Source organism: Stappia sp. 28M-7 (assembly GCF_014252955.1).
In the GTDB taxonomy this organism is placed as follows: domain Bacteria; phylum Pseudomonadota; class Alphaproteobacteria; order Rhizobiales; family Stappiaceae; genus Stappia.
In genome coordinates, this window is record NZ_JACMIA010000001.1 from 2,822,662 (window position 1) to 2,847,241 (window position 24,580).

At 61.2% G+C, this 24,580-nt stretch carries 14 protein-coding genes, 1 tRNA gene and 1 pseudogene; 12 read left to right on the plus strand and 4 right to left on the minus strand.

Annotated elements, in window-relative coordinates; all coding sequences use genetic code 11:
• Positions 1-18 precede the first annotated feature (18 nt).
• From H7H34_RS12455 to H7H34_RS12485, 7 genes and pseudogenes are all read left to right on the plus strand, one after another.
• Positions 19-1,941, plus strand: a complete 1,923-nt coding sequence (locus H7H34_RS12455) for a DUF262 domain-containing protein (RefSeq protein WP_185925360.1) — start codon at positions 19-21, stop codon at positions 1,939-1,941.
• Positions 1,942-7,119 carry a DEAD/DEAH box helicase gene (locus H7H34_RS12460; protein WP_185925361.1) on the plus strand — a complete coding sequence of 1,726 codons (5,178 nt, stop codon included), beginning with the start codon at positions 1,942-1,944 and terminating at the stop codon, positions 7,117-7,119. It begins immediately after the preceding gene.
• Between the two features lies 1 nt (position 7,120).
• Positions 7,121-9,898, plus strand: a complete 2,778-nt coding sequence (locus tag H7H34_RS12465) for a DEAD/DEAH box helicase (protein WP_185925362.1) — start codon at positions 7,121-7,123, stop codon at positions 9,896-9,898.
• A 2-nt stretch (positions 9,899-9,900) separates the two neighbouring features.
• Positions 9,901-13,854 (plus strand): Eco57I restriction-modification methylase domain-containing protein, encoded by a 3,954-nt coding sequence (locus H7H34_RS12470; protein ID WP_185925363.1) that lies wholly within the window; start codon positions 9,901-9,903, stop codon positions 13,852-13,854.
• A gap of 159 nt (positions 13,855-14,013) precedes the next feature.
• A complete protein-coding gene (locus tag H7H34_RS12475) occupies positions 14,014-15,039 on the plus strand; it encodes a CBS domain-containing protein (RefSeq protein ID WP_185925364.1) in 1,026 nt (341 codons plus the stop codon).
• The gene (locus H7H34_RS12480) at positions 15,014-15,841 is read left to right on the plus strand and encodes an HNH endonuclease (protein WP_185925365.1); all 828 of its coding nucleotides are present in this window, start codon (positions 15,014-15,016) and stop codon (positions 15,839-15,841) included. The genes H7H34_RS12475 and H7H34_RS12480 overlap by 26 nt, the downstream gene beginning before the upstream one ends.
• A gap of 372 nt (positions 15,842-16,213) precedes the next feature.
• Positions 16,214-17,312 (plus strand): annotated as a pseudogene (locus tag H7H34_RS12485) (IS3 family transposase).
• A 407-nt stretch (positions 17,313-17,719) separates the two neighbouring features.
• On the opposite strand, the gene H7H34_RS12490 reads toward H7H34_RS12485, so the two are convergent.
• Entirely contained in the window at positions 17,720-18,496 is a 777-nt protein-coding gene (locus tag H7H34_RS12490; protein WP_245165060.1) for a protein NO VEIN domain-containing protein, read from the minus strand.
• Between the two features lie 294 nt (positions 18,497-18,790).
• Here H7H34_RS12490 and H7H34_RS12495 point away from each other — a divergent pair, with 294 nt between their 5' ends.
• The gene (locus H7H34_RS12495; protein ID WP_013654810.1) at positions 18,791-19,996 is read left to right on the plus strand and encodes an IS256 family transposase; all 1,206 of its coding nucleotides are present in this window, start codon (positions 18,791-18,793) and stop codon (positions 19,994-19,996) included.
• A gap of 294 nt (positions 19,997-20,290) precedes the next feature.
• Here the strand turns inward: H7H34_RS12495 and H7H34_RS12500 are convergent.
• Positions 20,291-20,380, minus strand: a tRNA-Ser gene (locus tag H7H34_RS12500).
• Positions 20,381-20,729: 349 nt separating this feature from the next.
• Here H7H34_RS12500 and H7H34_RS12505 point away from each other — a divergent pair.
• The 3 genes from H7H34_RS12505 to H7H34_RS12515 all read left to right on the plus strand — a co-directional run bounded on the left by H7H34_RS12505 (position 20,730) and on the right by H7H34_RS12515 (position 22,260).
• The gene (locus tag H7H34_RS12505) at positions 20,730-21,083 is read left to right on the plus strand and encodes a response regulator transcription factor (protein WP_185925367.1); all 354 of its coding nucleotides are present in this window, start codon (positions 20,730-20,732) and stop codon (positions 21,081-21,083) included.
• Between the two features lie 7 nt (positions 21,084-21,090).
• Positions 21,091-21,816: a LuxR family transcriptional regulator gene (locus H7H34_RS12510; RefSeq protein ID WP_185925368.1), complete on the plus strand. Its 726-nt coding sequence runs from the start codon at positions 21,091-21,093 to the stop codon at positions 21,814-21,816.
• A gap of 138 nt (positions 21,817-21,954) precedes the next feature.
• Entirely contained in the window at positions 21,955-22,260 is a 306-nt protein-coding gene (locus H7H34_RS12515; protein ID WP_185925369.1) for a hypothetical protein, read from the plus strand.
• Positions 22,261-22,532: 272 nt separating this feature from the next.
• Here the strand turns inward: H7H34_RS12515 and H7H34_RS12520 are convergent, their stop codons facing one another.
• Complete coding sequence (locus tag H7H34_RS12520) at positions 22,533-22,802, minus strand: hypothetical protein (RefSeq protein WP_120267632.1); 270 nt, start codon at positions 22,800-22,802, stop codon at positions 22,533-22,535.
• Between the two features lie 447 nt (positions 22,803-23,249).
• Between H7H34_RS12520 and H7H34_RS12525 the strand changes: the two genes are divergently transcribed.
• The gene (locus H7H34_RS12525) at positions 23,250-23,699 is read left to right on the plus strand and encodes a DUF2147 domain-containing protein (RefSeq protein WP_185925370.1); all 450 of its coding nucleotides are present in this window, start codon (positions 23,250-23,252) and stop codon (positions 23,697-23,699) included.
• Positions 23,700-23,733: 34 nt separating this feature from the next.
• On the opposite strand, the gene H7H34_RS12530 is transcribed toward H7H34_RS12525, so the two are convergent.
• Complete coding sequence (locus H7H34_RS12530; protein ID WP_120268328.1) at positions 23,734-24,447, minus strand: glutathione S-transferase N-terminal domain-containing protein; 714 nt, start codon at positions 24,445-24,447, stop codon at positions 23,734-23,736.
• Between the last annotated feature and the right edge of the window lie 133 nt (positions 24,448-24,580).

The window sequence follows — 24,580 nt, forward strand, 5'->3', positions numbered from 1 at the left end:
CATTTGAGGAGAGCGAGATTGGGTAAACAAGCGGCATTCAAGACCAACCCGGTCAGCTTGGAAGAGCTTCTCCGTCAGTGCGGAAACGGTAAGATCCAGTTGCCGGATTTCCAGCGCAGTTGGGTGTGGGACGAGGAACGGATCAAGGGGCTGATCGCCTCGATCTCGCAGGCCTTTCCGGTCGGCGCCTTGATGACGCTCGAGGTGAAGCTTGGTGCGGCTGACACCTTCGCACGCCGACCAATCCAAGGGGCAGACGCCGCAGTTGGCCATGATGCGCCGGATCAGCTCTTGCTGGATGGCCAGCAGCGCATGACCTCGCTTTATCAGACCTGCTTGCGCCGCGAGGTCGTGCAAACGGTCACGCCTCGCCTCAAGCTCGTGAAACGCTGGTTTTACATCGATATTCGAAAAGCAATGAAGCCGGCTGAGGACCGCGAAAACGCCATTATCTGTGTACCCGAGGATCGGCGGATCAAGTCGGACTTCGACCGGAAGATCGCCCTCGATCTCTCCACGCCGGAACTCGAATACAAAAATCTCATGTTCCCGCTGAACCAGGTTTTTGACTGGGACGAATGGCAAGATGGCTTCAACGAATACTGGCTCGATAACGACCCGGAGACACGCAAGCTTTTCAAGCCGTTCAAGGATGAGGTCCTTCAGAACTTCAAGGCCTACCAGCTGCCCGTGATCGCATTGGGCCCCGACACTTCCCACGAGGCCGTCTGTCTGGTCTTTGAGAAGGTAAACACCGGCGGCAAGCCGCTCGACGCATTCGAGCTTGTGACCGCGATGTATGCAGCCCGCGGCCATCGCCTGCGGGACGACTGGCTCGGCGCCGACGGGCAGCCGGGGCTCCAGACGAGGCTTCAGCTCTTTGGGCGGGCAGCCGAACAGAAGTTCGGCGTGCTGGAAAAGGTCGCCGCCACAGATGTGCTACAGTCGATCGCCCTCCTGCATGGGGTTGAGACCCGCGCGGCCGAAATCGCCGCCGGGCGCAGGGAGTCGGAGCTGTCCGCAGTCCGGGCCACGCGTCAGTCACTCCTCGACCTGCCGCTGGAGGCCTACCTGAAACACCGCGCTGCGGTCGAAGAAGGGTTCAAGACTGCGGCGAAGTTCCTCCGGCAGAACCACATCTATCGGGTCATCGACTTGCCCTATCAGGGCCAGCTTGTCCCCTTTGCCGCGATCCTCGCCATCATCGGGCCGAGGTTCGACCACGCTGCAGTGAAAGACCAGCTCGCCCGCTGGTTCTGGTGCGGCATTTTTGGCGAGCTGTATGGCTCGGCCATCGAGTCCCGATTTGCCAAGGACGTGCTCGAGGTTCCCGCGTGGCTTGACGGTGGACCCGAACCCAGCACCATCACCGATGGCCGCTTCCGCCCGGAGCGACTGCGCACCCTGCGCACTCGCCTGTCGGCTGCCTACAAGGGCATCCACGCTCTTCTGATGGCCGAAGGCGCGCGAGATCTTCGCTCCGGCCAGTACTTCAAGGACACGGTATTCTTTGACGAATACATCGATATCCACCACATCTTCCCGCAGGACTGGTGTAACAAACAGAAGATCGAGCCGAAGGTCTTTGACACCGTCATCAACAAGACGCCGCTCAGCTACAAGACCAACCGCATTCTTGGCGGCGTAGCACCATCGGTCTACCTGGAACGACTGGGAACAGGCGGAAAGGACAACCCGCCGATCGCCCGCGAAGCGCTTGACGATTATCTGGCGTCCCACGGGCTGGATCCCTCCTTGCTAAGGGCGGATGACTTCGAGGGATTCATGGCGGATCGGGAGACGCGGCTCCTTGCCATGATTTCAAAGGCAACCGGGCATGCGATCATCAGGGCAGATTCCGTGCCGGAGGAAGGCGAGGACGTTCTCCAGGACGACGAAGGCTTCGATGTTCCAAGCCCGGACACAGAGGAGGCCGCCTGAATGAAAGCGTTTGAGTTCGACCATCAATTGATCCGTGCTTACGAGCACTTTTCGCGTTCATTCAGCGCAATTCGAGCACCCGACCTGAAATCCGAGATCGATGCCCAGTACGACGCCGGAAAATTCTGGCCGGATGCCCTCTTGTCTCTGAACCCACGCTTCATGGCGGGGCCGACGGTCGATGAACTCGTCGCCACGGGTGATCTCGACGACGGCACGGGCAAGGTTTTCCGGTTTGGCACTACGCCTCTTCGCTTTCATCGGCACCAAGCCGAGGCCATCGCAAAGGCGAAGCAAGGAAAGAGTTATGTCGTCACGACCGGTACGGGTTCGGGGAAGTCTCTGTGCTTCTTCGTGCCGGTTGTCGACGCAATAATCCGCGCGCGGCGCGCAGGAAAGCCGCGCCGTACGACGGCAATCATCGTTTACCCCATGAACGCACTGGCAAATAGCCAGATGAAGGAGATTGACAAGTTCATCGCCGGTTCCGGTTTGCCCGATGAGCTCAAGCCGGTGGTCAAGCGCTACACCGGTCAGGAAAGCCGTGAAGAACGCGAGCGCATCGCTGCCAATCCGCCCGATGTTCTCCTGACGAACTACATGATGGCAGAACTGCTTCTAACGCGTCAGGACGACCTGGACTCGAAAGTCGTCTCGAACGCGTCCGGTCTCGAGTTCATCATTCTCGACGAACTCCATACCTATCGCGGGCGCCAAGGTGCCGACGTCGCGGTCCTCGTTCGACGCCTGCGGGACAGGTGCTCGCCTGACAAGGAGCCAATCTGCATCGGGACCTCGGCAACGATGGCCTCCGAGGGATCGGACGAGAGCCGCGCACTTGCTGTCGCGAAGGTAGCGTCGCGTCTTTTTGGCACCGACATTGGCCCGGACGCGGTCATCGACGAGTCCTTGCAGCGCGCGACCGATGACGCCCTGAAGACCGAGCACGTCCTTGGCGCTTTGAAGACGGCCCTGACTCAGCCATTGCCGGACGCACTCGATGACGAAACCCTGAAGCGCCATCCGTTCTCGGTGTGGGCCGAACTCGAACTCGGATTGGACGATGGGCTTGAGCTTCGCAGGAAGAAGCCTATCCCTTTCGAAGAAGCCGTTGAAAAGCTTTCTCTGGCCAGTGCGGTCGACGCCGAAACCTGTCGAGACTATCTCGAAAAATTCCTGACCCGGGTAAGCCTGCCGGAGCATGAGCGCGGCGGCACGAAGGACGGAGCCTTTCTCGCCTTCAAACTCCACCGGTTCATCTCTGGTGCCGGTGAAGTCTTTACGACGCTCACAGCCAGGCCGCGTCGGATCCTTCTTGAAGGGCAGCTCGAGGACCCCGAAGCCCCTGGAAACCGCCTCTACCCCACGCGGTTCTGCCGAAATTGTGGCCAAGAATACCATGTCGTGACCAAGGTAGACGATGATGGGAGATTGCGCTTTCTGCCCCGAAGCATCGACGACACGCCGCTCGACACTGAAGAAGACGAGGTTGCAGGGTATCTCTGTCCGGTGACGCCCGGCGATACTGACTTTCAGTTCACTGGCGAGCTTGAGGGTTACCCCGAAAGCTGGCGAGAAGAGAAAAACGGCATTGAACGGCTGAGAGGGTATCGCAAGAATCGTATGCCGGTGTCCTACGTCGTGGGTGCTGATGGTCGCCACGGAGCGGGCGGAAACGATTTCTGGTTCATCCCGGGAAAGTTCGCGTTCTGCCTGTGCTGCCATGACGAACCGACGCAGGGGATGCGAGAGCGCAGCAAGCTGGCGGGGCTGTCCGGCGAAGGGCGAAGCTCGGCAACAACCTTGCTGGTCGCCAGTGCCCTGGAGTGGATGAACAAACCTGGCAGCGGCGTTCCCGAGACGAAGCGGAAGCTTCTAGGGTTCACGGATAACCGTCAGGATGCAGCCCTGCAGTCTGGCCATTTCAATGACTTCCTGTTCGTGAGCCTGTTGCGCGGAGCCATCCTTCGCGCGGTCATTGCTGCTGGCTCAGGTGGGCTCGCAGAAGACGAGTTTGGCCTGCAGGTGGTGAAGGCGCTCGGCTTTACTGCCGCCAACAAAGAGGCGCGCCAGCATTGGCTGCTGGATTCAAATGCTGGTGCCATCATTCGTGAAGATGCCCAGCGGTCGCTCGCAAAGGTTCTCGCCCATCGTGTCTGGACGGACCTGCGTCGCGGTTGGCGCTTCACCAACCCCAGCTTGTCTGTCCTGAACCTGATCGACGTGAATTTCCTCGGCCTCGAGGAAATATCTGAAGATCGCGAGCGCTTCATGGCCATCCATCCAGCGCTGGGAGACCTCGGCCTCGAGCAGCGGCAGGCAATTCTCAAGGCGATTTTGTCCGCGATGCTCGAGGGCCTGGCTGTTCAGACCGAAGCCTTGGATCTGCCTGTCCTCGATGGCGTGGCCCAGAAATCCCGAATGCTGCTTCAGGCACCTTGGGCGATTGACCAAAAGGAAAATCCGCGAGCGCGGTCCTCACTTGTCCTGCGCGCGGGCAGCAAGAACGTCGTCACGCTGCGTGAAGAGCAAACACTTCTTCGGGCAGGTCCCAATTCGCGGATCGCGCGTCTCGTGAACCGGAAGTCTGTTCTCGGCACGAAGCTGAACAAGGATGAGTACTACGAGTTCATGGAAGGGATGCTTGCCTTCCTGAGCGACGAAGGGCTGCTGGTGCCTGTCGAACTCGATAGCGATGTGACGGGCTGGCGCCTGTCACCATCTGCGGTTCGGCTTGTGCCTGGACCGGCCCTCGATGATGAAACCCACCGCGGCAACCGATATTTCCACGACCTTTACACCGCGATTGCCAGTGACCTTGGCGACGGGCGTAGTTCCTACTGGGGGCTAGAGGGACGCGAGCACACGGCTCAGGTTTCGCAGAAGCAGCGAGAATGGCGTGAATGGCGGTTCCGTTTCGAGCAGGACGACATGGACCATCTCGCGGCCTCGGAGTACCGAACGGAAATTCGGGCAACGGGCGAGTCAGACCGGTTCCTGCCCGCGCTATTCTGCTCTCCGACTATGGAACTCGGCGTTGATATTTCCGCCTTGAACGCCGTCTACCTGCGCAACGTACCACCCACGCCGGCGAATTACGCGCAGCGCGCTGGGCGTGCCGGTCGCTCGGGCCAGGCCGCGGTTGTCGTGACCTACTGCGCCTCGGGGTCTCCGCATGACCAGTATTTCTTTGAACGGCGCAACGATATGGTGGCCGGTGTCGTGCGGCCGCCGGCGCTCGACATCACGAATGAAGAGCTGGTTCGATCGCACCTACATGCGGTGTGGCTTGCGGAAGCAAAACTGGCGCTTTCTCCCGACATCCCAGAGATTCTGGACCTTCACGGGGATAAATTCCCGCTGAAGGAAGACGTTCTGGCGGTCATCTCGAAACCCGCTCTGGTTTCGCAGGCACGGGGACCGATGGCGCGTGTCTTGAAGCAGATTCTGGCGTCCGACGGAGGGCAAACCCCGATCTGGATGGACGATCCAGACGAGTTCGTTCTTCACACGACCATGAATGCCCCAAAGGAGTTTGACCGTGCCTTCGACCGTTGGCGCGAGCTTTATAGCTCTGCCAGGACGCAATTGGCTGAGGCGAACAAGCGTTCGGAGATCACGGGGCTCTCGGGAGCCGACCGGCGCAAGATCAAGGCTGCGCAGATGCAAGCCCAGGATCAGATCGCCATCCTCGAACAAGGCAAAGCCTCGAATGGCTCCGATTTCTATTCGTATCGGTATCTGGCGACTGAGGGCTTCTTGCCCGGGTACAACTTCCCGCGCCTGCCGCTCTACGCGTTTGTCCCAGGCGAAGGTAAGACGGGGTCATTCCTGTCAAGAGCTCGGTTCCTGGCCATTTCCGAATTCGGCCCGCGCAGTCTGATCTATCATGAGGGCCGCGCCTACCGGGTCATGAAAGCCAAATTGCCGCCCGAGGTGCGTCAGGGCGACGGATCGGAATTGGCGACCAAGGATATCTACATCTGCTCCAACTGTGGTGCATCGCATGAGGGCGAGGTCGAGCGTTGCCATGGGTGCAACAACCACATGGCGGGTGAGGTCCCCATTAAGAAGACCCTGCGCATCGACAACGTCGAGGCCGCCCCGACTGAGCGCATCACGGCGAACGATGAAGAGCGCGTTCGGCAGGGCTTTGACATCCAGACCGTCTTCTCCTGGCCGAAGAAGGATGGGCGGGTCCAAGTGACCAACGCCAAATTCGTCTGTGGCGAGACCTCCCTCTTGGCCCTGCAGTACGCCAACAGCGCGGAAATCAGCCGTCTGAACAAGGGCTTGAAGCGCAGAAAGGACCAGACTGTCTTCGGTTTCCACATCGATCCAAGGTCCGGCTACTGGGCGAAATCCGACGACGAGGACAGCGACACGGACGTTCCGCCCGACGTGGTCAAGCCGGTTCGCATTGTCCCGATTGTTCGCGACAGAAAGAATGCCCTGTTGTTCCGCTTTGAAAAGCCTGAGCAGTACGAGCCCGAGACTATCACGACGGTTCAGCATGCGTTGCTGCGCGGAGTTGAAGTGGTTTTCCAGTTGGAAGAAAGCGAAATCCTCGGCGAACCGCTGCCCGCGAGGGACAACCGTCGCGCAATCCTTGCCTACGAGGCAACGGAAGGCGGCGCCGGCGTACTCACGCGCCTGATCGATGACGGAAAAGCAATCAACGAGGTGGCGAAGACCGCACTTGGTCTAATGCACTTCGAGAATGTGGATGCTGCGATTGCTGCGGGTGATGCGGATCTTTTGCAGGAGAAGAAAGACGGAAGCTGTGTTCGCGGCTGCTACCGTTGCCTGCTGTCCTATTTCAACCAACCGGACCATGAGCTGATCAACCGCTCTAGCCCAGAAGTTACGCAGTTCCTGATCGATCTTGCACGCGGCACGATTTCCCTTGCTGCGAAGCCGACCGCTGGAACGGTGGCATCACCATGGCTTGAGGCATTCAGCGCATCAGGCATTCCCCAAGTCGATACGATGCCCGCGAGCTTTGGTGGGCGCGAATTCGAGTTCGTTTGGCGCGCATTCGCGGTTGCCGCGACGACCGCTGACCTGACTGCAGAAGCTGAGGCAGATGCGATGAACAAGGGCTGGGTCGTTTTTGGATTGCCTTCAGCGCCGTCAGAAGGGCTTCCAGATGGCTTTATGAAGAATTTTGAAGGTTGATATGACTGTGAATTTTACTCCTGGAGACCTTGTTAGAGCGCGCGGCCGTGAATGGGTTGCCTTGCCGACACCCGGTGAGGGCCTGCTTGCCCTGCGCCCTCTCTCGGGCAATGAAAATGATATCGTGGTTCTTGCTCCGGATCTCGAGCTTACACCGGTGGAAGCCGCTCGCTTCGACCTGCCTGACGATGCGCGCACGACAGTGCAGTCCAAGGCGGCCCTTCTTGCCGACGCGTTGCGACTGACCCTCCGCCGGGGGGCAGGCCCGTTCCGATCCGCCGCACAGCTTGCTTTTGAGCCTCGGACGTACCAGCTGGTCCCACTTCTCATGGCCCTTCGGCTTCAGGTCCCGCGCTTGTTGATTGCCGACGACGTTGGCATCGGCAAGACCATCGAAGCGGGTCTGATACTGCGCGAACTGATGGATCGCGGAGAGGTCGACGCGTTTTCCGTTCTCTGTCCTCCGCACCTCGTGGACCAGTGGATCACAGAACTGAAGGATCGCTTCGGGATCGATGCCGTTGCCGTCACCTCCGGGACTGCGGCGCGTTTGGAGCGCAACCTCCCATTGGCGCAGACCCTTTTCGATGCCTATCCGTTCACGGTGGTCAGCCTTGACTACATCAAAGCCGAGAAACGCCGGGATGGGTTCGCCAGGGCCTGTCCGGATTTCGTTATCGTCGATGAAGCACACGCCTGCGTCGGGACGCACAAGGGAAAGCAGCAGCGTTTCAACCTGCTCCAAGGCCTTGCAAGCGATCCTGCACGTCGGTTGATCCTGCTGACAGCCACGCCGCACTCCGGGGACGAAGAGGCATTTGCTCGGCTTCTGTCGCTAATCGACACTGAATTTGGCAAGGGGAATTTCGATGATCAAAGATACCGCGAGCGCCTTGCACGGCACCTTGTTCAGAGGCGTCGAGCCGATATCGTCGATGGCGATTGGGGCGAGGATCGCGCTTTTCCTAAGAAGGAAGAACTGGAGGGGGGACTCGCCTATGATCTGAGCGACGCGCATCGATCCTTCCACGAGGCCGTACTTGATTACTGTTTCTCGGTCGTGTCTCGGGCCGGAGATGCACAGAAGGATCGCCGCCTTGCTTTCTGGGGCACTCTGGCACTGATGCGCTGTGTCGGATCGTCACCCGCAGCCGCAATGAGCGCGTTGCGAAACCGGGCTTCCAATGAAGACGACCGCCTCGAGCCGCAGATCTACGACGAAGATGGCGATGACGAAGACGCCGTGGACATCGAGCCAAACACCGTCTTCTCAAATGACCCCGCTCTCCAAGGGCTACTCGACAAGGCCAGCGAACTTTTGACGGCCGAAGATCCCAAACTGAACGCCCTCATCAAGGCCCTCAAACCCTTGATCAAAGACGGCGCTAACCCAGTCGTCTTCTGCCGCTACCTCGCCACGGCCGAACATGTGAAGGAAGGACTTCGTAAGGCCTTCCCCAAGCTAACTGTGCAGGCCGTGACGGGTGAATTGACGCCGGACGAACGTCGCGATCGCGTCGCGGAAATGGCGGCGGAAGAAAGCGCCGCCACAGATCAGCGCATCCTTGTTGCCACGGACTGCCTGTCGGAGGGGATCAACCTTCAACAGCTGTTCGACACCGTGATCCACTACGACCTTTCCTGGAATCCGACGCGTCATCAACAGCGCGAAGGTCGCGTGGATCGTTTCGGGCAACCCGCCGAACTCGTTCGCTCGATCATGATGTTTTCGCCCGACAGCGCCATCGACGGTGCCGTCTTGGACGTCATTCTCCGCAAGGCTGAAGAAATCCGCAAGGCGACGGGCGTGACTGTGCCTCTGCCCGACGAGCGGGGACCGGTCACCGATGCGCTGATGGCGGCAATGATGCTTCGCCGTGGCGGAGGCCGCCACAAGCAGCTGACGCTGGACCTCCAAATCGGCGACGGCATCCAGGTGATGGAGAACCGCTGGCGCGATGCAAGCGAGAACGAAAAACGGTCTCGCGCCAGGTTTGCACAAAACGCCATAAAGCCGAGTGAAGTCGCTCCTGAATGGGACAAGGTGAAGTCTCTACTCGGATCGCCCGCGGAAACGCTTGAATTCCTCGAGCGTGCGATGTCTCGGTTCGGGGTGCCCCTCGAGAAGAAAAAGTCGCTGCAATTCGCCCACGTGCATGCCCTTCAGGATAGCCTCAAGGAAAAGCTGGAGCAGCGTGGGCTGAAGGGATCACTCACGCTTGCCACGCAGGAACCGGCGCCCTCAGGGGCTTCGCTTCTGACCAGAACCCATCCGCTGACATCGTCCTTAGCGGAAAGCCTGCTTGAGGCCTCCCTCGACACCGAAGCACTGCCGGATCTCGGCATCGGGCGTGTCGGGGCCTGGCCAAGTACCGCCGTCACTCAGATGACGCGTGTCGCTCTCTTGCGTATTCGCTACAAGCTCACGGTTCATGCACGGCGCGAGCGCCTTCTGCTGGCAGAGGAAGCCGCCCTCGTTGCCCTCGACAGCAACACGGTGATTGCGTCTGGCAGCGAGGCGCGCGCGCTGCTTGCCTCGCCCGCGACCGCTGATCTCGCGCCTGTCGCCCGCGACCGGATGATCAATACGGCGAAGGCGGCCCTTCCTGACCTGTTGGGCGGCCCGATTGCCGATTTCGTGCAAAAGCGTGCCGCGGAGCTGGTTGAAGACCACGCCCGCCTTCGTGCTGCCGCCGGTTCTGCGTCGCGTGTCAGCGTGGAGCCGATAATTCCCCCAGACGTCATCGGCCTCTTCGTTCTTGTTCCGGGGGAGGTGTAACCATGGCCCGCAAACCAATCACCGATATGTCCGCGTGGCCGTCGCTGAGCCTCGAAGGCAACCTGATCGCGCCAGCGATGATCGCCAAGATCGATCAGCGCCAGGCACCCGAGCAATCCCCCGAGGAATACGGGGTTCGCAAAGGTCTCCAGATACGTGAGGAAATCGCCACCGCCTTCCGCGTAGGCCAATCGCATTTCGATGCCTTCGCGAAGATCGAACACCCATCGGCCGCAGCAACCGCGCGTTTCATTGCCGACTTCTTCAAGGAAACCTTCGGGTATTCCGACCTCGCCCCAGCAGCGGCACCGATCGCCTTGATCGCATCCGACCGTATCCCTGTCGTCGTCGTGCCGCCGTCCGAGCTGCTTGACCGCCGCAGCCCGACGCTCTCGACGGACAGGTCTCGCTCCCCGGCCTTCGCCCTTCAGGACCACCTGAATGATCGGGACGAGGCCCTTTGGGGTATTGTGACCAACGGGATGCAGTTGCGCCTCATGCGCGACAATGCCTCCCTGACCCGCCCGGCCTATGTCGAGGCTGATCTGGCGCAGATGTTCACCAACGAGGACATCGCGTCCTTTGCGGTGCTCTGGCTCCTGATCCACCGCACCCGCTTCGGCGCGGCAGACACCCCCGCCAACGATTGCCCCCTCGAACGTTGGCGCGATGCTGGCTCCAAGGAAGGCGAGGCCGCGCGTGATCGTCTGGCAGGTCAGGTCCAACTGGCCCTCAAGCTCCTTGGCTCGGGCTTCCTCGAGGCCAACCCCGACCTCGCCGCGAAACTGCATTCCGGCGAAGTGAACCTGACCGAGTGGTTCAACGAACTCCTGCGCCTCGTCTACCGCCTGATCTTCCTGATGGTGGCCGAGGACCGGAACCTCCTTCACCCGGAAAAGGCCAAACCCGAGGCCCGCGCCCTCTATGCCCAAGGCTATTCGCTCCAGTCGCTGCGCAAGCAATGCTACCGCGCCGCCACTTGGGACAAGCACCATGACCGCTACGAGGGGGTGAAGATCGTCTTCCGCGCCCTCACGCAGGGCCAGCCCGCCCTTGCGCTGCCCGCCCTCGGCGGCCTCTTTGCCGAGGACAGGCTGCCCCACCTCGAGACCGCCCGCCTGCGCAACCGCGCCTTCATGGAGGCGCTCTATCGCCTCTCCTGGCTCGCCGACAAGACCGGCATGGTCCCCGTCAACTGGCGCGCGATGGAGACCGAGGAACTGGGTTCGGTCTACGAATCCCTCCTCGAACTCCAGCCTCAGCTGGGCGACGACGGCAAGACGCTGGTCTTCGCCTCCGAGGCGGCCGAGCAGAAGGGCAACCAGCGCAAGACCACCGGCTCCTACTACACGCCCGACAGCCTCGTTCAGGCGCTGCTCGACACCGCGCTCGACCCCGTGCTCGACAAGACGGAAGGAGAGGCGGACGATCCGGCCAAGGCGCTGCTGAAGCTCTCGGTCATCGACCCCGCCTGCGGCTCGGGCCACTTCCTGCTGGCCGCCGCCCGCCGCATCGCCACGCGGCTTGCTCGTATCCGGGCCGAGGGCACGCCCTCGCTCGCCGACTTCCGCCACGCGCTGCGCGACGTCGCGCGCTGCTGCATCCACGGGGTGGACCGCAACCCGATGGCGGTGGAACTGACCAAGGTCGCGCTCTGGATCGAGACGGTGGACCCGGGCCTTCCCCTCGGCTTCTTCGACGCGCAGATCCGTTGCGGCGATGCGCTGCTCGGCGTCTTCGACCTGCAGGTGCTGCAGGACGGCATTCCCGATGCCGCCTACAAGCCGCTGACCGGCGACGACAAGGAAACCGCGAAATACTACCTCAAGGCCAATCGCGATGCGACGGCGGGGCAAGGCGGCTTCGACTTCGGCACCGGTCAGGCGTCGATGCCCGCGATGAAGCCGCTGGCACTGGATTTCTCGGGCTTCCGAGACCTGCCCGAGGATACGGTCGAGCAGATCGGCGCCAAGGCGAAACGGTTCAAGGAGCTGCGCAAGGGGCAGACCTTTATCCGCGCCAAGGCGGCGGCGGACCTCTATGTGGCGGCCTTCCTGCTGCCCAAGGTCGGTGGCGCACCGGCGGGAGCGTCCGCGCGCTCCGTGCCGACGACCGAAGAGATCTGGCTGGCGCTCAATCAGGGCAAGATCCGGCACGCGATGGTCAATGCACCTAGTGCCGCGCTCGACGCACGTGCATTTCACTGGCCGCTTGAGTTCCCGGACATCATGCAGCGCGGCGGGTTTGATGTCGTACTCGGTAATCCTCCGTGGGAACGCGTTGAAGTTCAAGAGCAGGAGATATTCGCTCTCACACATCCGGAGATTGCCACCGCAAAGAATGCGGCGCACCGAAAGAGGATGATAGAGTCGCTGAGTACCGACGAGCCGAAGGCCTACGCAAGATGGCAAGACGCACTGCGCGCTGCGGCTACCGAGGTGAACTTCTACAAAGAGAGCGGTCGCTTTCCATTTGGAAGTCCGGGTAAGGTCAATACGTACGCAATATTCGCCGATCTTGCGTGGCAGGCTGTCAACCCGTCAGGTCGTGCCGGTTTGATCATCCCAAATGGCTTAGTAGTTGGCTTTACCTATCGAGAGTTCTTGCGTCGGCTCTTGTCAGAGAAGTCATTGGTCTCGTTCTACGGATTCGAGAATGAGGACAAAATCTTCAGGGACGTGCATAACGAAACGAAGTTCGGCCTGCTCACTATAAGCGGCGCGGAAATCCAGGTTGAGCAACCGTGGTTCACGGCGCATATCAGGCAACCTGCAGAGATCTCTGATCCTGATAAGCGGTACGCTTTGAGCGTCGATGAGATCAGAGCTACCAACCCAAACACCCTTAACCTTCCCGCGTTTCGTTGGACAAAGGACGCCAAGGTCACCGCTGCCATTCACACAGCGGCACCTGTGTTGATCGAAAAAGATGGAAATGACATTACGCGAAACGATTGGAGGCTGACATTAAAGACACTATTCAACATGGCAACTGACTCCAGTCATTTCATTGATCATCAGGAAGTTGCGCCGCTCATTAAGGAACGCAGAGGCGCACTGGCGGTTCTTTATGACGGTCGTGAGGTCTACCCTCTCTATGAAGGAAAGATGTTCTGGCATTTCGATCACCGATACGGAACCTACGAAAATCAGACCGAGAAGCAGGCAAATAAAGGCGTTCTTCCGCGAGTTCCGGACGAAATGCACAGCGCACCTCATTATCAAATTCAACCGAGATACTGGGTGGATGCTCGACTGACTAAAGAAACACTAGCTGGGGACGCCGGGGCGCCTTGGCTGTTCTCTTGGAGAGACGTAGGGCCGTCGGAGCGGACTTTCATTGGGACAATCCTGCCGCTAACCGCGATGGGGCATGCCTCGCCATACTTGGCAACAGAGGCACCGGCCGAAGACGCATTGGCACTTACGGCAATTCTCTCAAGCTTGGTGGTCGATTACGCGGTTCGTCAGAAATCCAGCAGGATGACATTCTTTATTGTTGAACAGTTGCCAATGCTTGAGCGCACGAAGCTTGACGAGGCACCTACCTGGCTCGGGTCGGAGGTTCGTGCTTGGCTCAACAATCGTGCTATCGAGCTCTTCTACACAAATTGGGAGCTCCAAGGCCTTGCTGAGAGCATTGGACGGGACACACCTCCGTTCAGCTGGGACCCATCGCGCCGTCAAACCCTCCAAGCCGAAATCGATGCGGCAGTCTTCCACCTCTATGGACTGGATAGGGAACAAGTCGACTGGGTGCTGGACTCGTTCACCGTGCTCAGGAAATACGAAGAGCGCGACCATGGCGAGTTCCGCACCAAGCGCCTGGTTCTGAACGCCTACGACGCAATGGCGAAGGCGAAGGCATCGGGTTCGGTGTACCAAACGCCACTGTCCCCACCGCCTGCAGACCCGAGTCTCTGCCATCCTGCCGCGGCCAAAGAGGCGGCACAGTGATGTTTCCGCTGCGTGCATCAGAGCCGAGCATGGCTCCACCGGAAATCCACCAACACGGCGAATACCGCACCCGTCGCCTCGTCATTGAGGCCTGGGACCGGATGAAAGCGAACGACGAGTTCACGGCGATGGGGATATGATGTCGAGCGGAGCAATAGAATGAGCAAAGAGTTTGATGAGGTTAAGAATGACGTTGGTGAGGGCAAGGAACCCACCACGACAGTGCGAGAACTGCTTCGTTGGTTCGGTGCGCGCAGGCGGCGAACTGGGATCGTCAAGAAGATACAGCTTGAGCTGGACGGCGCAGGGATAGTGACCAGCCCGGATTTCACAAAGGTTTGGATCGATGCCGAGATCGCGTTCAAGAAGGCGCCCGAGCCCGTCGCCATCGTGCCCCCCCCTCAGGATCCTCAAGGTGCGGCAGACACGACGTATTCTCCCAAAGATGCGAATTTCCTGATCAGCATGCTCAAGGCGGCCAACTGCGGCGTGGTTGCGGTCAAGCCCCAAGACACCATCGAGAAAGCCATCACATTGATGTTGGCGCACGATTTTTCGCAGTTGGCAGTAATGCCGAATGATCGGACGATCAGTGGTGCGATCAGCTGGAAGACAATCGGTAAGCGGCTAAGCCAAGAAAACAATTTGGTCGAGGTCAAGGATGCAATGGAGGCAGCCGTTGCCCTTGAAGACACGGAAGGCCTTTTCAAGGCAACTAAGCTCATCATCGATCATGAATTTGTTTTTGTGCGTTCGTCCTTGGACAAAAAAGTCACGGGAATTGTGACAGCCACAGACTTGAGCGAGCAGTTTCAATTTCTTTCGGAACCGTTTCTGCTGATAGGCCAGATCGAGAACCAGATTCGGAACCTCATTAACGGAAAATATGCCATCGAAGTTCTGCAGAGCGTTTGCAGCGATGCCGATCCTGAGCGGAAAGAGCGTATTCAGTCAGTGGCGGATCTTACATTTGGTGAATACTTGTGGATCATTCAAAATCCTGAGCATTGGGAGAAATTGGAACTTCGCGTCGATCGCGTAGTATTTTGCGCCGAAATGGACAAAGTCAGGGAAATCCGCAATGATGTCATGCACTTCGATCCCGACGGAATCGATGAAGAGCAATACGATCAACTGAGGCGATTCTCGAGACTAATGGATGAACTCGAAGCTTTATCACAGTAAATATCAGGGTAGAGCATCGTTGAGTGACATTGAGATCCCCCAATCCTTCGTTACCCGCCAGGAATGCGAGAAGGTCACCTACCAGAACGGCTTCCGCCGCCCCCATGCCGAAATCGAGGGCTGGCAGCGGTACAGTTCGACGACCGCGCAAGGATCGATCTGGCTTGCTCGGGACGCTTCCGGAGCGTGGCTCCTCGCCCTGGATCACGCCGGGGTCATTGCAGAGATCGGGATTGAGGCGTCCGATGCCGCAGGGCCAGGCCTCGCACGTTTCCGGTTTGCCTCGCTGGCACTGCTTTATGGCGTGATGCCACGCATTTACGAGCTTTCCGCAAGCCTTCCCGACGCACCACTTCAGGAGTTTCTTCACCACACGAAAAATCTGCCGACCACCACAGAGGCGGAACGCCTTGTGGTCCAGCGTGTCGGCCAGAACATCTTTCGTGAGCGTCTGATCAAATACTGGCGGGGGCGATGCCCTTTGACCGGGATTATCGACGAGCCGCTTCTCCGTGCCTCTCACATCAAGCCATGGCGCGACTGTGAAAACGACGCAGAGCGTCTGGATGTCCATAATGGCCTGCTTCTGTCGGCTCTTTGGGATGCCGTATTCGACGGCGGTCTGGTCACCTTCGGCGATGACGGCATTCCGGTCTTTTCGGAGAACCTCAGCGAGCAAGCGCGTGCGCGACTTCATTTTGATCGGCCAGTCGATCTGACCGAGAAGCATCGGGTCTTTTTGGAGTGGCATCGGACGAAGGTATTCGACGTCAAAGCGCCTGACGCCCCGCCTGCTGATTGAGACGCGATAGGTCGAGAGCAGGTCGGCTGGTCAATAATCCGTCTCCACATACCCCCCCCGGAGCAATCATAGGCGACTGTCGCCGCCGTCGCGCCGTTGTTCATGTAGTTGTGCGGGCTCAGGAGTTGCGTCGCGGCGGGAATGTCGCTGTCGAGCATGGCCTCCACCACCGCCCCGCTGACCTCCTCAACCACCCGGACGCCGATCTCGCTGCTGTTCGGGGCGGCGAGGATTGTGAGTGTCAGGACGTTGGTCGTGCTCGCGACCGGGAAACTCGCCCCGAGATCGGCGAGCGTCGACGCGCCGGAGTGACCTGAGCCCCTATATCTCCTCCAGATTTTGGTAGATTCCGCCGCAACAGAGGGCGGACGTGTGAAGCTCAGCAGGTTCAACGAAGAACAGATCATTTCGATATTGAAGGAGCTGGAGTCCGGACTGGGGACGGCGGACCTGTGCCGCAAGCACGGCATCAGCAGTGCGACTTTCTAAAAGTGGAAGGCCAAGTATGGCGGCCCGGATGTATCGGATGCACGGCGGCTGAAGACGCTGGAGGACGAGAACACCCGGCTCAAGAAGCTCTTGGCCGAGGCCATGCTCGACAATGCCATCCTAAAGGATGTCGCAGCAAAAAATGGTGACGCCCGACGCAAAGCGGGATGCGGTGGCTCATGCCTGCCTGGTGCACGGAGTGAGCCAGCGGCGGGCGTGTGAAGCTTTGGCTGTGGATCGATCGAGCGTGCGATATTGCAGTCTGCGGCCGGACGACCGCGAGCTGCGAGAGGCGATGAAGGCTGTTGCCGCCCAGCGGCGACGGTTTGGATATCGTCGTATCCATGTGATGCTGCAGCGACAGGGCATCGAGATGAACATCAAGAAGCTCAGGCGGCTCTATGCCGAGGAGGAGCTGCAGGTGCGCAAGCGCGGCGGCCGCAAACGCACCTTGGGAATACGACGACCGATCATCGTACCGGACCAGCCCAACCAGCGCTGAAGCCTGGACTTTGTCAGCGGTGCTTTCACCGATGGCCGGCGGTTCAGGGTGCTGACCGTTGTCGATGACCACACAAGGGAATGCCTGGCCTTGGTCCTAGATACCTCGCTCTCCGGGCGACGGGTGGTACGCGAGCTCGATGCCATCATTGCACAAAGAGGCAGGCCGTCGACGGTGGTCAGTGACAATGGCACCGAGTTCACCAGCATGGCGATCCTACGCTGGTCCCAGGACCGGCAAACCGACTGGTACTACATCGCGCCAGGAAAGCCCATGCAGAACGACTTCATCAAGGGTTTCAATGGCAGCTTCCGCGATGAATGCCTCAACGAGACGCTGTTCACGTCACTGGCCAAAGCCAGGATGCGGATCGGCGCATGGAAGGATGACTACAACGACCATCGACCGCATTCCTCGTTGGGCAATCTCAAGCCCAACGAATTGGGCAGCAATCTGGCGCTGGAAAAACAGGCCGCTTAGGGCCAAACATCAACTCAAGGACTCTCCGTAAACCGGAGGGGACTTGGGGCTCAGGTCAATGCTTCGGCCAAGGCCGACCAATATCATCAAAGAACACCCGGCCGCCGTAGCGGCTTTGGTAGTAAAACACCTTTTCCCCGCATACCGGACAATAGGCATTGGGGTTCACATAGGATTCAACGGTCCGGAAAAGCGCGTTAGAAGAAGAGCTAGAAGATGTGGCAGCGCACCAGCCACCGTTTAGGTGGATTGGCTTCAGCACGCCATCCGCGTGCCGAAAAACGATCGGCGCACCACAGGTCCAACAAGTTGCCAAAGCTAACCCAAAAATTCATCGCAATTTTCAAACGTTAATCTCGACATTCGATGGATGTCTACCTTGTCGTCGACAAGGTAGCTGGCAAAGATCAGTGAAAGCTCGCCTGAAAGGACGTCGCGGTCAGCGAGACATGCGCGTCCAGCGGCGGGTGCAGCTCAAACGCCTTTGGCTCGCGCGCGAAGTTCCAGAGTCGAAACAGGGACCATTCCAAGCACCGCTCCTCTGCCACGGCCAGTTCGTTCCGGCTGATATGGAAAGGCGTACGCTCCCATCCGTTCGTCGTCTTCACCTCGATCAGGCGCGGACGGCCGTCCGCTGCGAAGCTGGCGATATCGTAGCCGGCACAATCGCCATCCTCCTCCGAAACCCACCGGACCTTGCGCGCAAGGTCATCGCGGCCCGCTGATTTCAGGGCCGCTCGTTCGTGCGCCAAGACGCGTTCCTCACCGGCACGGCCGAGGGCGCGGTTTCGCTCGTCTCTCGCCGCGACATCGAATTTGCGGGCGATGTGCAGCATCTGCTCCAGCTCCTGCGGCGGCGGCTGGTTCGACAGCGTGGGAGGCGGCCCGATCCAGATCGGCCGCGCCTCTGCTAGGCCAGTCGGCGCTCCTGTACGCGAATGGCGACCGAGCCAGGCCGGGTTAAGCGCCAGCCAACGCGCCACGGCGTCAACCAGCGTCATCTGGAAATTGAAGGCAGGCTTGTAGCCCGGGATCCAGTCCTCACCCAGACCCTTCAGCACGGCGCTGATGTTCTGGTGCTTAAACTCGACCGATCCCTCGGACCGATCATTCAACAGCGGCAGAAGCCCGCGCCGGTGCTCGGCCTTGTTGTAGGGGCGGCCAGAGACGTCGTCTGCCAGCATCGCGAAGTAATCCGCGACGATCAGGTCGTTCTCTTGATCTGTCCAGGGCCCGTTTGACATCGCGCCAGGCTAGGGGCGGAAACTGCGTTTGTCATCAGAGACTTCGCGCAAAACTTCCAAGACATACCAACGACCACACCGCCCGCATCGCGTCACCATCTGCTTTGAAACAGTTAGCGTCCGAGGAGCTGGTGTAATTTCATCGCCGTCGGCGGTGTGATCCCAGGTGGCCATCGAGGTGTATGTTCGAGGTGGAGTTTGGCGACTTCAACCACGGCCCCTACGGAGACCCCGATGACCAAGACGAACATGGACCTGTCCGAGCTTCTGGCCAAGCACGATCAGGGCGACTTCTTGCGCGGCATTGCCGAAGCCGTGCTGCAACTGATCATGGAGACCGATGTGGAAGGCATCATCGGCGCCGGCCGGCATGAACGCAGCGGTGAACGCACGACCTGGCGCAACGGGTATCGAGAGCGCGCTCTCGATACCCGTTTGGGCACGCTGAACCTGCGGGTGCCGAAGCTGCGGCAGGGCAGCTATTTCCCGGGCTTCCTCGAGGCCCGCAAGACCTCCGAGCAGGCGCTGGTGGCGGTGATCCAGGAGGCTTGGATCGGCGGCGTCTCCACCCGCCGCGTCGACGAGCTGGTGCAGGCCATGGGGCTCAGCGGGATATCGAAGAGCACGGTCTCGAAGCTCTGCAAGGATATCGATGACAGGGTCGGGGAGTTCCTGAACCGGCCGCTCACCGGCGACTGGCCCTATGTCTGGCTCGACGCCACCTATCTCAAGGTCCGCCAAGGCGGGCGCATCGTGCCGGTCGCGGCCATAATTGCGGTGGCGGCCAACACCGAGGGCCGAAGGGAAATCATCGGCTTGGGCATTGGGCCCTCAGAGGCCGAGACCTTCTGGACCGAGTTTCTGCGTTCCCTCCGCGCCCGGGGGCTGAGTGGGGTCAAGCTGGTGATCAGCGATGCCCACACCGGCCTCAAGGCAGCCATTGCCCGGGTGTTCGAAGCGACCTGGCAGCGATGCCGCGTTCACTGGATCAGGAATGCTCTCGCCCACGTCTCGCGCGGCCAACACACCGTTGTCGCCGCCGCGATCCGCCAGGCTTTCGACCAGCCCGACCGCGCCCATGCGGGCGAAACCTGGCGCAAGGTTGCCGAACAACTGCGCCCGCGCTGGCCCAAGCTGGCCGATCTCATGGACGCCAGCGAGCATGACGTGCTGGCCTACATGTCCTTCCCGCGCCAGCACAGGACCAAGCTGCACAGCACCAACCCGATCGAGCGCCTGAACAAGGAGGTAAAGCGGCGCTCCGATGTCGTCGGGATCTTCCCCAACGAGGCCTCAATCATGCGCCTGATCGGCGCCGTGCTCTTCGAAGCCAACGACGAATGGCAGACCTCGAGCCGCTACATGATGGTCGAGGCCTTCGCCGAGATCGACAAGGAGGAGATCGACCCCATTCTCAGCATAACCACGAAAGCCGCCTGATCATGCCCTCAGGCCATCCAGGAATTTACACCAGCTTGACGGACGTGACCTTGAAACAAGCCGGAACCACCGAAACACGGGCGCAACGCAACCCCGTCATTTCATTGAAATGTATGGGGGTTTTGAAACCGTCTCGCCGACAGCGAGGGGCGGGTGGAAAGAGACGGAGGGCGTTCGGAGACCGATCTCGCGCAGTCGGCCTTCTCCAAAGGGCGGATGGTGCCTGCAAACCCCTTTGGTGCATAAAGAAAAAGGCCCCACGAGGGACCTGTTTTCGGGTTTGCAATGCGCAAGTGGCGGAGAGGAAGGGATTCGAACCCTCGATACCGTCTCCGGTATACTCCCTTAGCAGGGGAGCGCCTTCGACCACTCGGCCACCTCTCCGTGGCGTCCTTTTCGAGGATTTGCGAGCGTTTGGCAAGACGGGAAGTTGCGGTTTTGTCCCCCTGCCCTGCCGGTGCGCGGAAAATGGCAGCTTTCCTGCGTCTTTCCCGGCGAATTTCCACAGGCAAAGGGGCGTTCGGCCAGCAAAACGGCGGGGCACAGGCGCCCTCGTCGCCTTGCTCGACCTTATCGAGACGAAAAACATATTTCCGTCGCCGGCGCGGGCGCACTGAACTGTTCGGGCCGGCGAACAGGGCCCTGCCCCAAGGCCGGTGCGTGCCGGAATTTCGAAGGTGCGGACAATTGAGAACGGCCCTGGCCGGACCATTCATTGAACCGAACGGGTTTCATGACGACCATACTGGAGGCTGTCCCCTTCGAGGCGATCGCCGAGGCGCGCAACGATGCGCTCGCGCGCGAGCTCTACCGGACCTGGCGCCGCTCCAAGGGGCTGCCCCCGGAGACGATGACGGCGAAGCGCGCCTGCAAGCGCACGCGGCGCAGCCTGGCCCCCCTCACCAACCGCGAGCGCGATTGCGTCGCCTGGGCGGCGGAAGGCAAGACGGAGTGGGAGACCGCCGCCATCCTCGGCATCGCCCCCAAGACCGTGGAAAGCCACCTCATCGCTGCCCGCAGAAAGCTCAACGCCGCGAACAAGGTGCATCTCATCGCCAAGGCGCTGCGCCTCGGGATCATCGACTGAGGCGCCCTTGCACGCGGCGGACCTGCTTGCCCATCTCGACCGGATCCGCCACGCACCGAGTGCGGAGGAGGTGCGCGGCCGGCTGGTCACCGCGACGGGCGTCTACGGCATCGACCAGGTGATGTGTGGGCTGTTGCCCGCCCCTTCCACCCCGCCGGACGAGGCGAGGAAGTCCATCTTCTTCGGCAATTGGCCGGCCGAATGGCTGGAGCGCTATGTCGCCCGCCGCTATGTCGAGATCGACCCGGTGATATCGCAGATCGCGGCCACCGACGCGATGTTCGACTGGCGCGAGGCGCGCGCGCCGACAGACCGGGCGCCCCTGGCCCGGCGGATGATGGAGGAAGCCCGCGAGCACGGGCTGTCCGCCGGCTTCGCCCTGCCCTTTTCCGGTCCCGCCGGCGGGCGCGGCAGCATCTCGCTCAGCGGCGAGCGCATCGAACTGGACCCGGCCCACCGCACCACGCTGGCGCTGCTGGCGGCGGGCGCGGCAGAGCGGGCCGCCGTCCTTGTTCATGGCGAGCGGTGGCGCCCCGCCTCCCCCCTCACCGGCCGCGAGCGCGACTGCGTCGCCTGGGCGGCGGAAGGCAAGACGGAGTGGGAGACCGCCGCCATTCTCGGCATCGCTCCCAGGACCGTGGAAAGCCATCTTGCCGCCGCGCGGCGAAAGCTCGATGCGGCAAACAAGGTGCATCTCGTCGCAAGGGCGTTCCGCCTCGGCCTGATCGGGTGAACGGACCCGCCCGTCAATCCGGGAAACCCATGATGGTGAGCCGGGCAAAGCCTGCAAGACTTGCAGACCACAGGAGATACGAGGACGCAAACGGTTCGGCAGCACAGTCCGTGCCGGGACGAGGAGAAAGGGAACGGCATGGACAGGAAAAGCCGCCAGGACGCGGCCCGCAGGCAGATTATCGAGCGTCTGGATGCGGCCATCGCCCGGCTGGCGCCCTATCCGGAACTGGACATACTCGGCAGCCGGCTGGCAGCGATCCGTGAGATTGCGGCGTTGCAACAGGCGGCGGGAGAACTGGCGGACGGCTTGGCCGAACAGGCGCAGGAGCCGTATCACCCTCTCCGCCGCCGGACGGATACGCGCTACGCGAAAGCCGGCAGGACGCAGGCGGGAAAAAGCGGCGGCAAGGCCGGCGGGGACCCGAACGACAAGGCGGAGTGAGAAAGGAAGCGCGAGAAGAAAGCCCGGCGGGAGGCCGTGGCGGCGAGCACTACCAGAAACCGCCGGAAGGAATCAGCACACGCGCTTGCAGCTGCGATGACGTGCCGTGCTCCGGGCGGGCGGGCCGCGGCGGGCGGCCAAGAGGAAAACGGGCTGCGGCACGGGCGCCGGTCATGTCGCATGCGCTACGCGGGTTACGCTTCAGCGCGCCGCAGCCTGGTTGATGTCCTTGGTGGAAATGCCCCTTGCGCAGGGACCGGCTCCACCGCGGATCAATGCAGGGACAGCCACTCGCGGGCCGCACGCTGGGCGTCGGCGATTTCCGAGCGGGTCATCTCGGCGGAGATTTCCTTGCGGTAGCGCACCGCATCCTGGCTGCCCTTGACGGCGGCGATGTTGAACCACTTGTGCGCGGCAACCAGGTCGGCGGCACCGTGGCGGCCGCAGGCGCAGTCCAGCCCCATCTGCAGCAGGATATCCGGGCCGGCGGGCTGGCCGCCCATGATGGCGAGGTCGGGGGAACCCAGTTCCAAACGAGCCATGTTTCACACTCCTTGTCAGTCGTCTTGCAGCCGGCGTTCTGCCGGTCCGTTGTGGGCCGAAGACCTCGGGATGCTTGCTGTTTTCCCTGCAATCTTCCTGATCGAGTGTGGTCCGCCCCCTTCAACGCGAGCTTAAAATTCTCGCTTAACGGGAAGCAAACGAGTCGAAAACGCTTGGTAAACTTCACGAAGGATTCAGCATTTCCGCGCCGAAACGGCAGTGAAATCAAGGCAACTTGAATCAACGTGGATTTGTCCGGGAAACGCTTGATTCACCTTGAGAAGAACTGGCGCCATCAAACCCTTTGACAGGAGTCGGCGCTCCCCCCGGCACAAGCTTTCCCAAAGCCCGACACGAAGCCGGCCAGAGGCGGTCACCCTGGCGCCCAACTTGTCCGGCAGCCTGCGAACTCGACACGTCCTCGCATGCCCCGCGAAAGGAAACCGATGACGCCCGCTCGCCTACTGCCCCTGCCCGCGCTTGCAGGGCTCGCGCTTTTCGCCCTCGCGCCACCCGCCCTCGCCGCGAAGGAGATCTTCGGAACCTGGCAGACACCGGCTGCCGGCACCGTACGCGTCGGCCCCTGCGGCGCCGCGCCCTGCGGCCTGCTGGTGGATTTTCCCCCGCCCGCCGGCACCACGCGGCAGAGCGCGACGGACGTGAAGAACCGCGACGCCGCCAAGCGGAGCCGCAAGCTTCTCAACGTACCGGTGATCTGGGATATCGCGCCGGGCGACAAGGCCGGCACCTGGAGCGCCCGCGTCTACGACCCGCGGCGGGGCGTGACAGCCAAGGCGACGGCGACGCTGCAGGGCGACGACCGCCTGTCCATTCGCGGCTGCGTGCGCATGGTCGTGCAGCTGTGCGAAACGGAAGTGTGGCGCCGGGCGAACTGATCCCCCGGCGCCTCTGTAATTCGCGAAAGGTCAGTCAGCGTGCGCGCTGGCCGAACAGCACCGACTGCGCGCCCTTGTCGTTGGCAAGGTTGAGCTGCTCGCGCATCTCACGGCCGACGGCCAGCCCGCGCTCGACCGCCGGGCGCGCCTTCAGCGCCTCCAGCCAGCGCTGGACATTCGGGAAGTCCTTGCCGAGCTCCATGCCCTGACGCTCCCAACCGGTCGCCCAGCCGACGATGGCCATGTCGGCGATGGAATACTCGTCGGCAACGAAGTCGCGCCCGGCGAGTTGCTTGTCGAGCACGCCGTAAAGCCGGTGCGTCTCGTTGAGATAGCGATCCATGGCGTAAGGGATCTTCTCCGGCGCATAGACGCGGAAATGGTGGTTCTGGCCGAGCATCGGGCCGAAGCCGCCCATCTGCCACATCAGCCACTCGTCGACCTTCACCCGCTTGCGCTCGTCGGTCGGGTAGAACTGGCCGAACTTGCGCCCGAGATACTGCAGGATGGCGCCGGATTCGAAGACCGAGATCGGCTCGCCACCCGGCCCTTCCGGATCGACGATGGCCGGCATGCGGTTGTTCGGCGAGATCTTCAGGAACTCCGGCTTGAACTGGTCGCCCGCGCCGATATTGACGAGGTTGAGGTTGTAGGGAACGCCGAGTTCCTCCAACAGGATCGAGACTTTCCAGCCGTTCGGGGTCGGCCAGTAATGCAGTTCGATGGGCTTGGTCTGGGTCGCGGACATGCCTGTCATGCTCCATGTTTCTCCAAAAGGCCGGAGGCTCGCGGACGCTTGTGCGCGCGCCGACTGCGGCCGGTCGGGTTAGAACTTAAGGCCGGAAAGCGCCGGCACAACCACCCGCGGCCGAAGGCGGTGC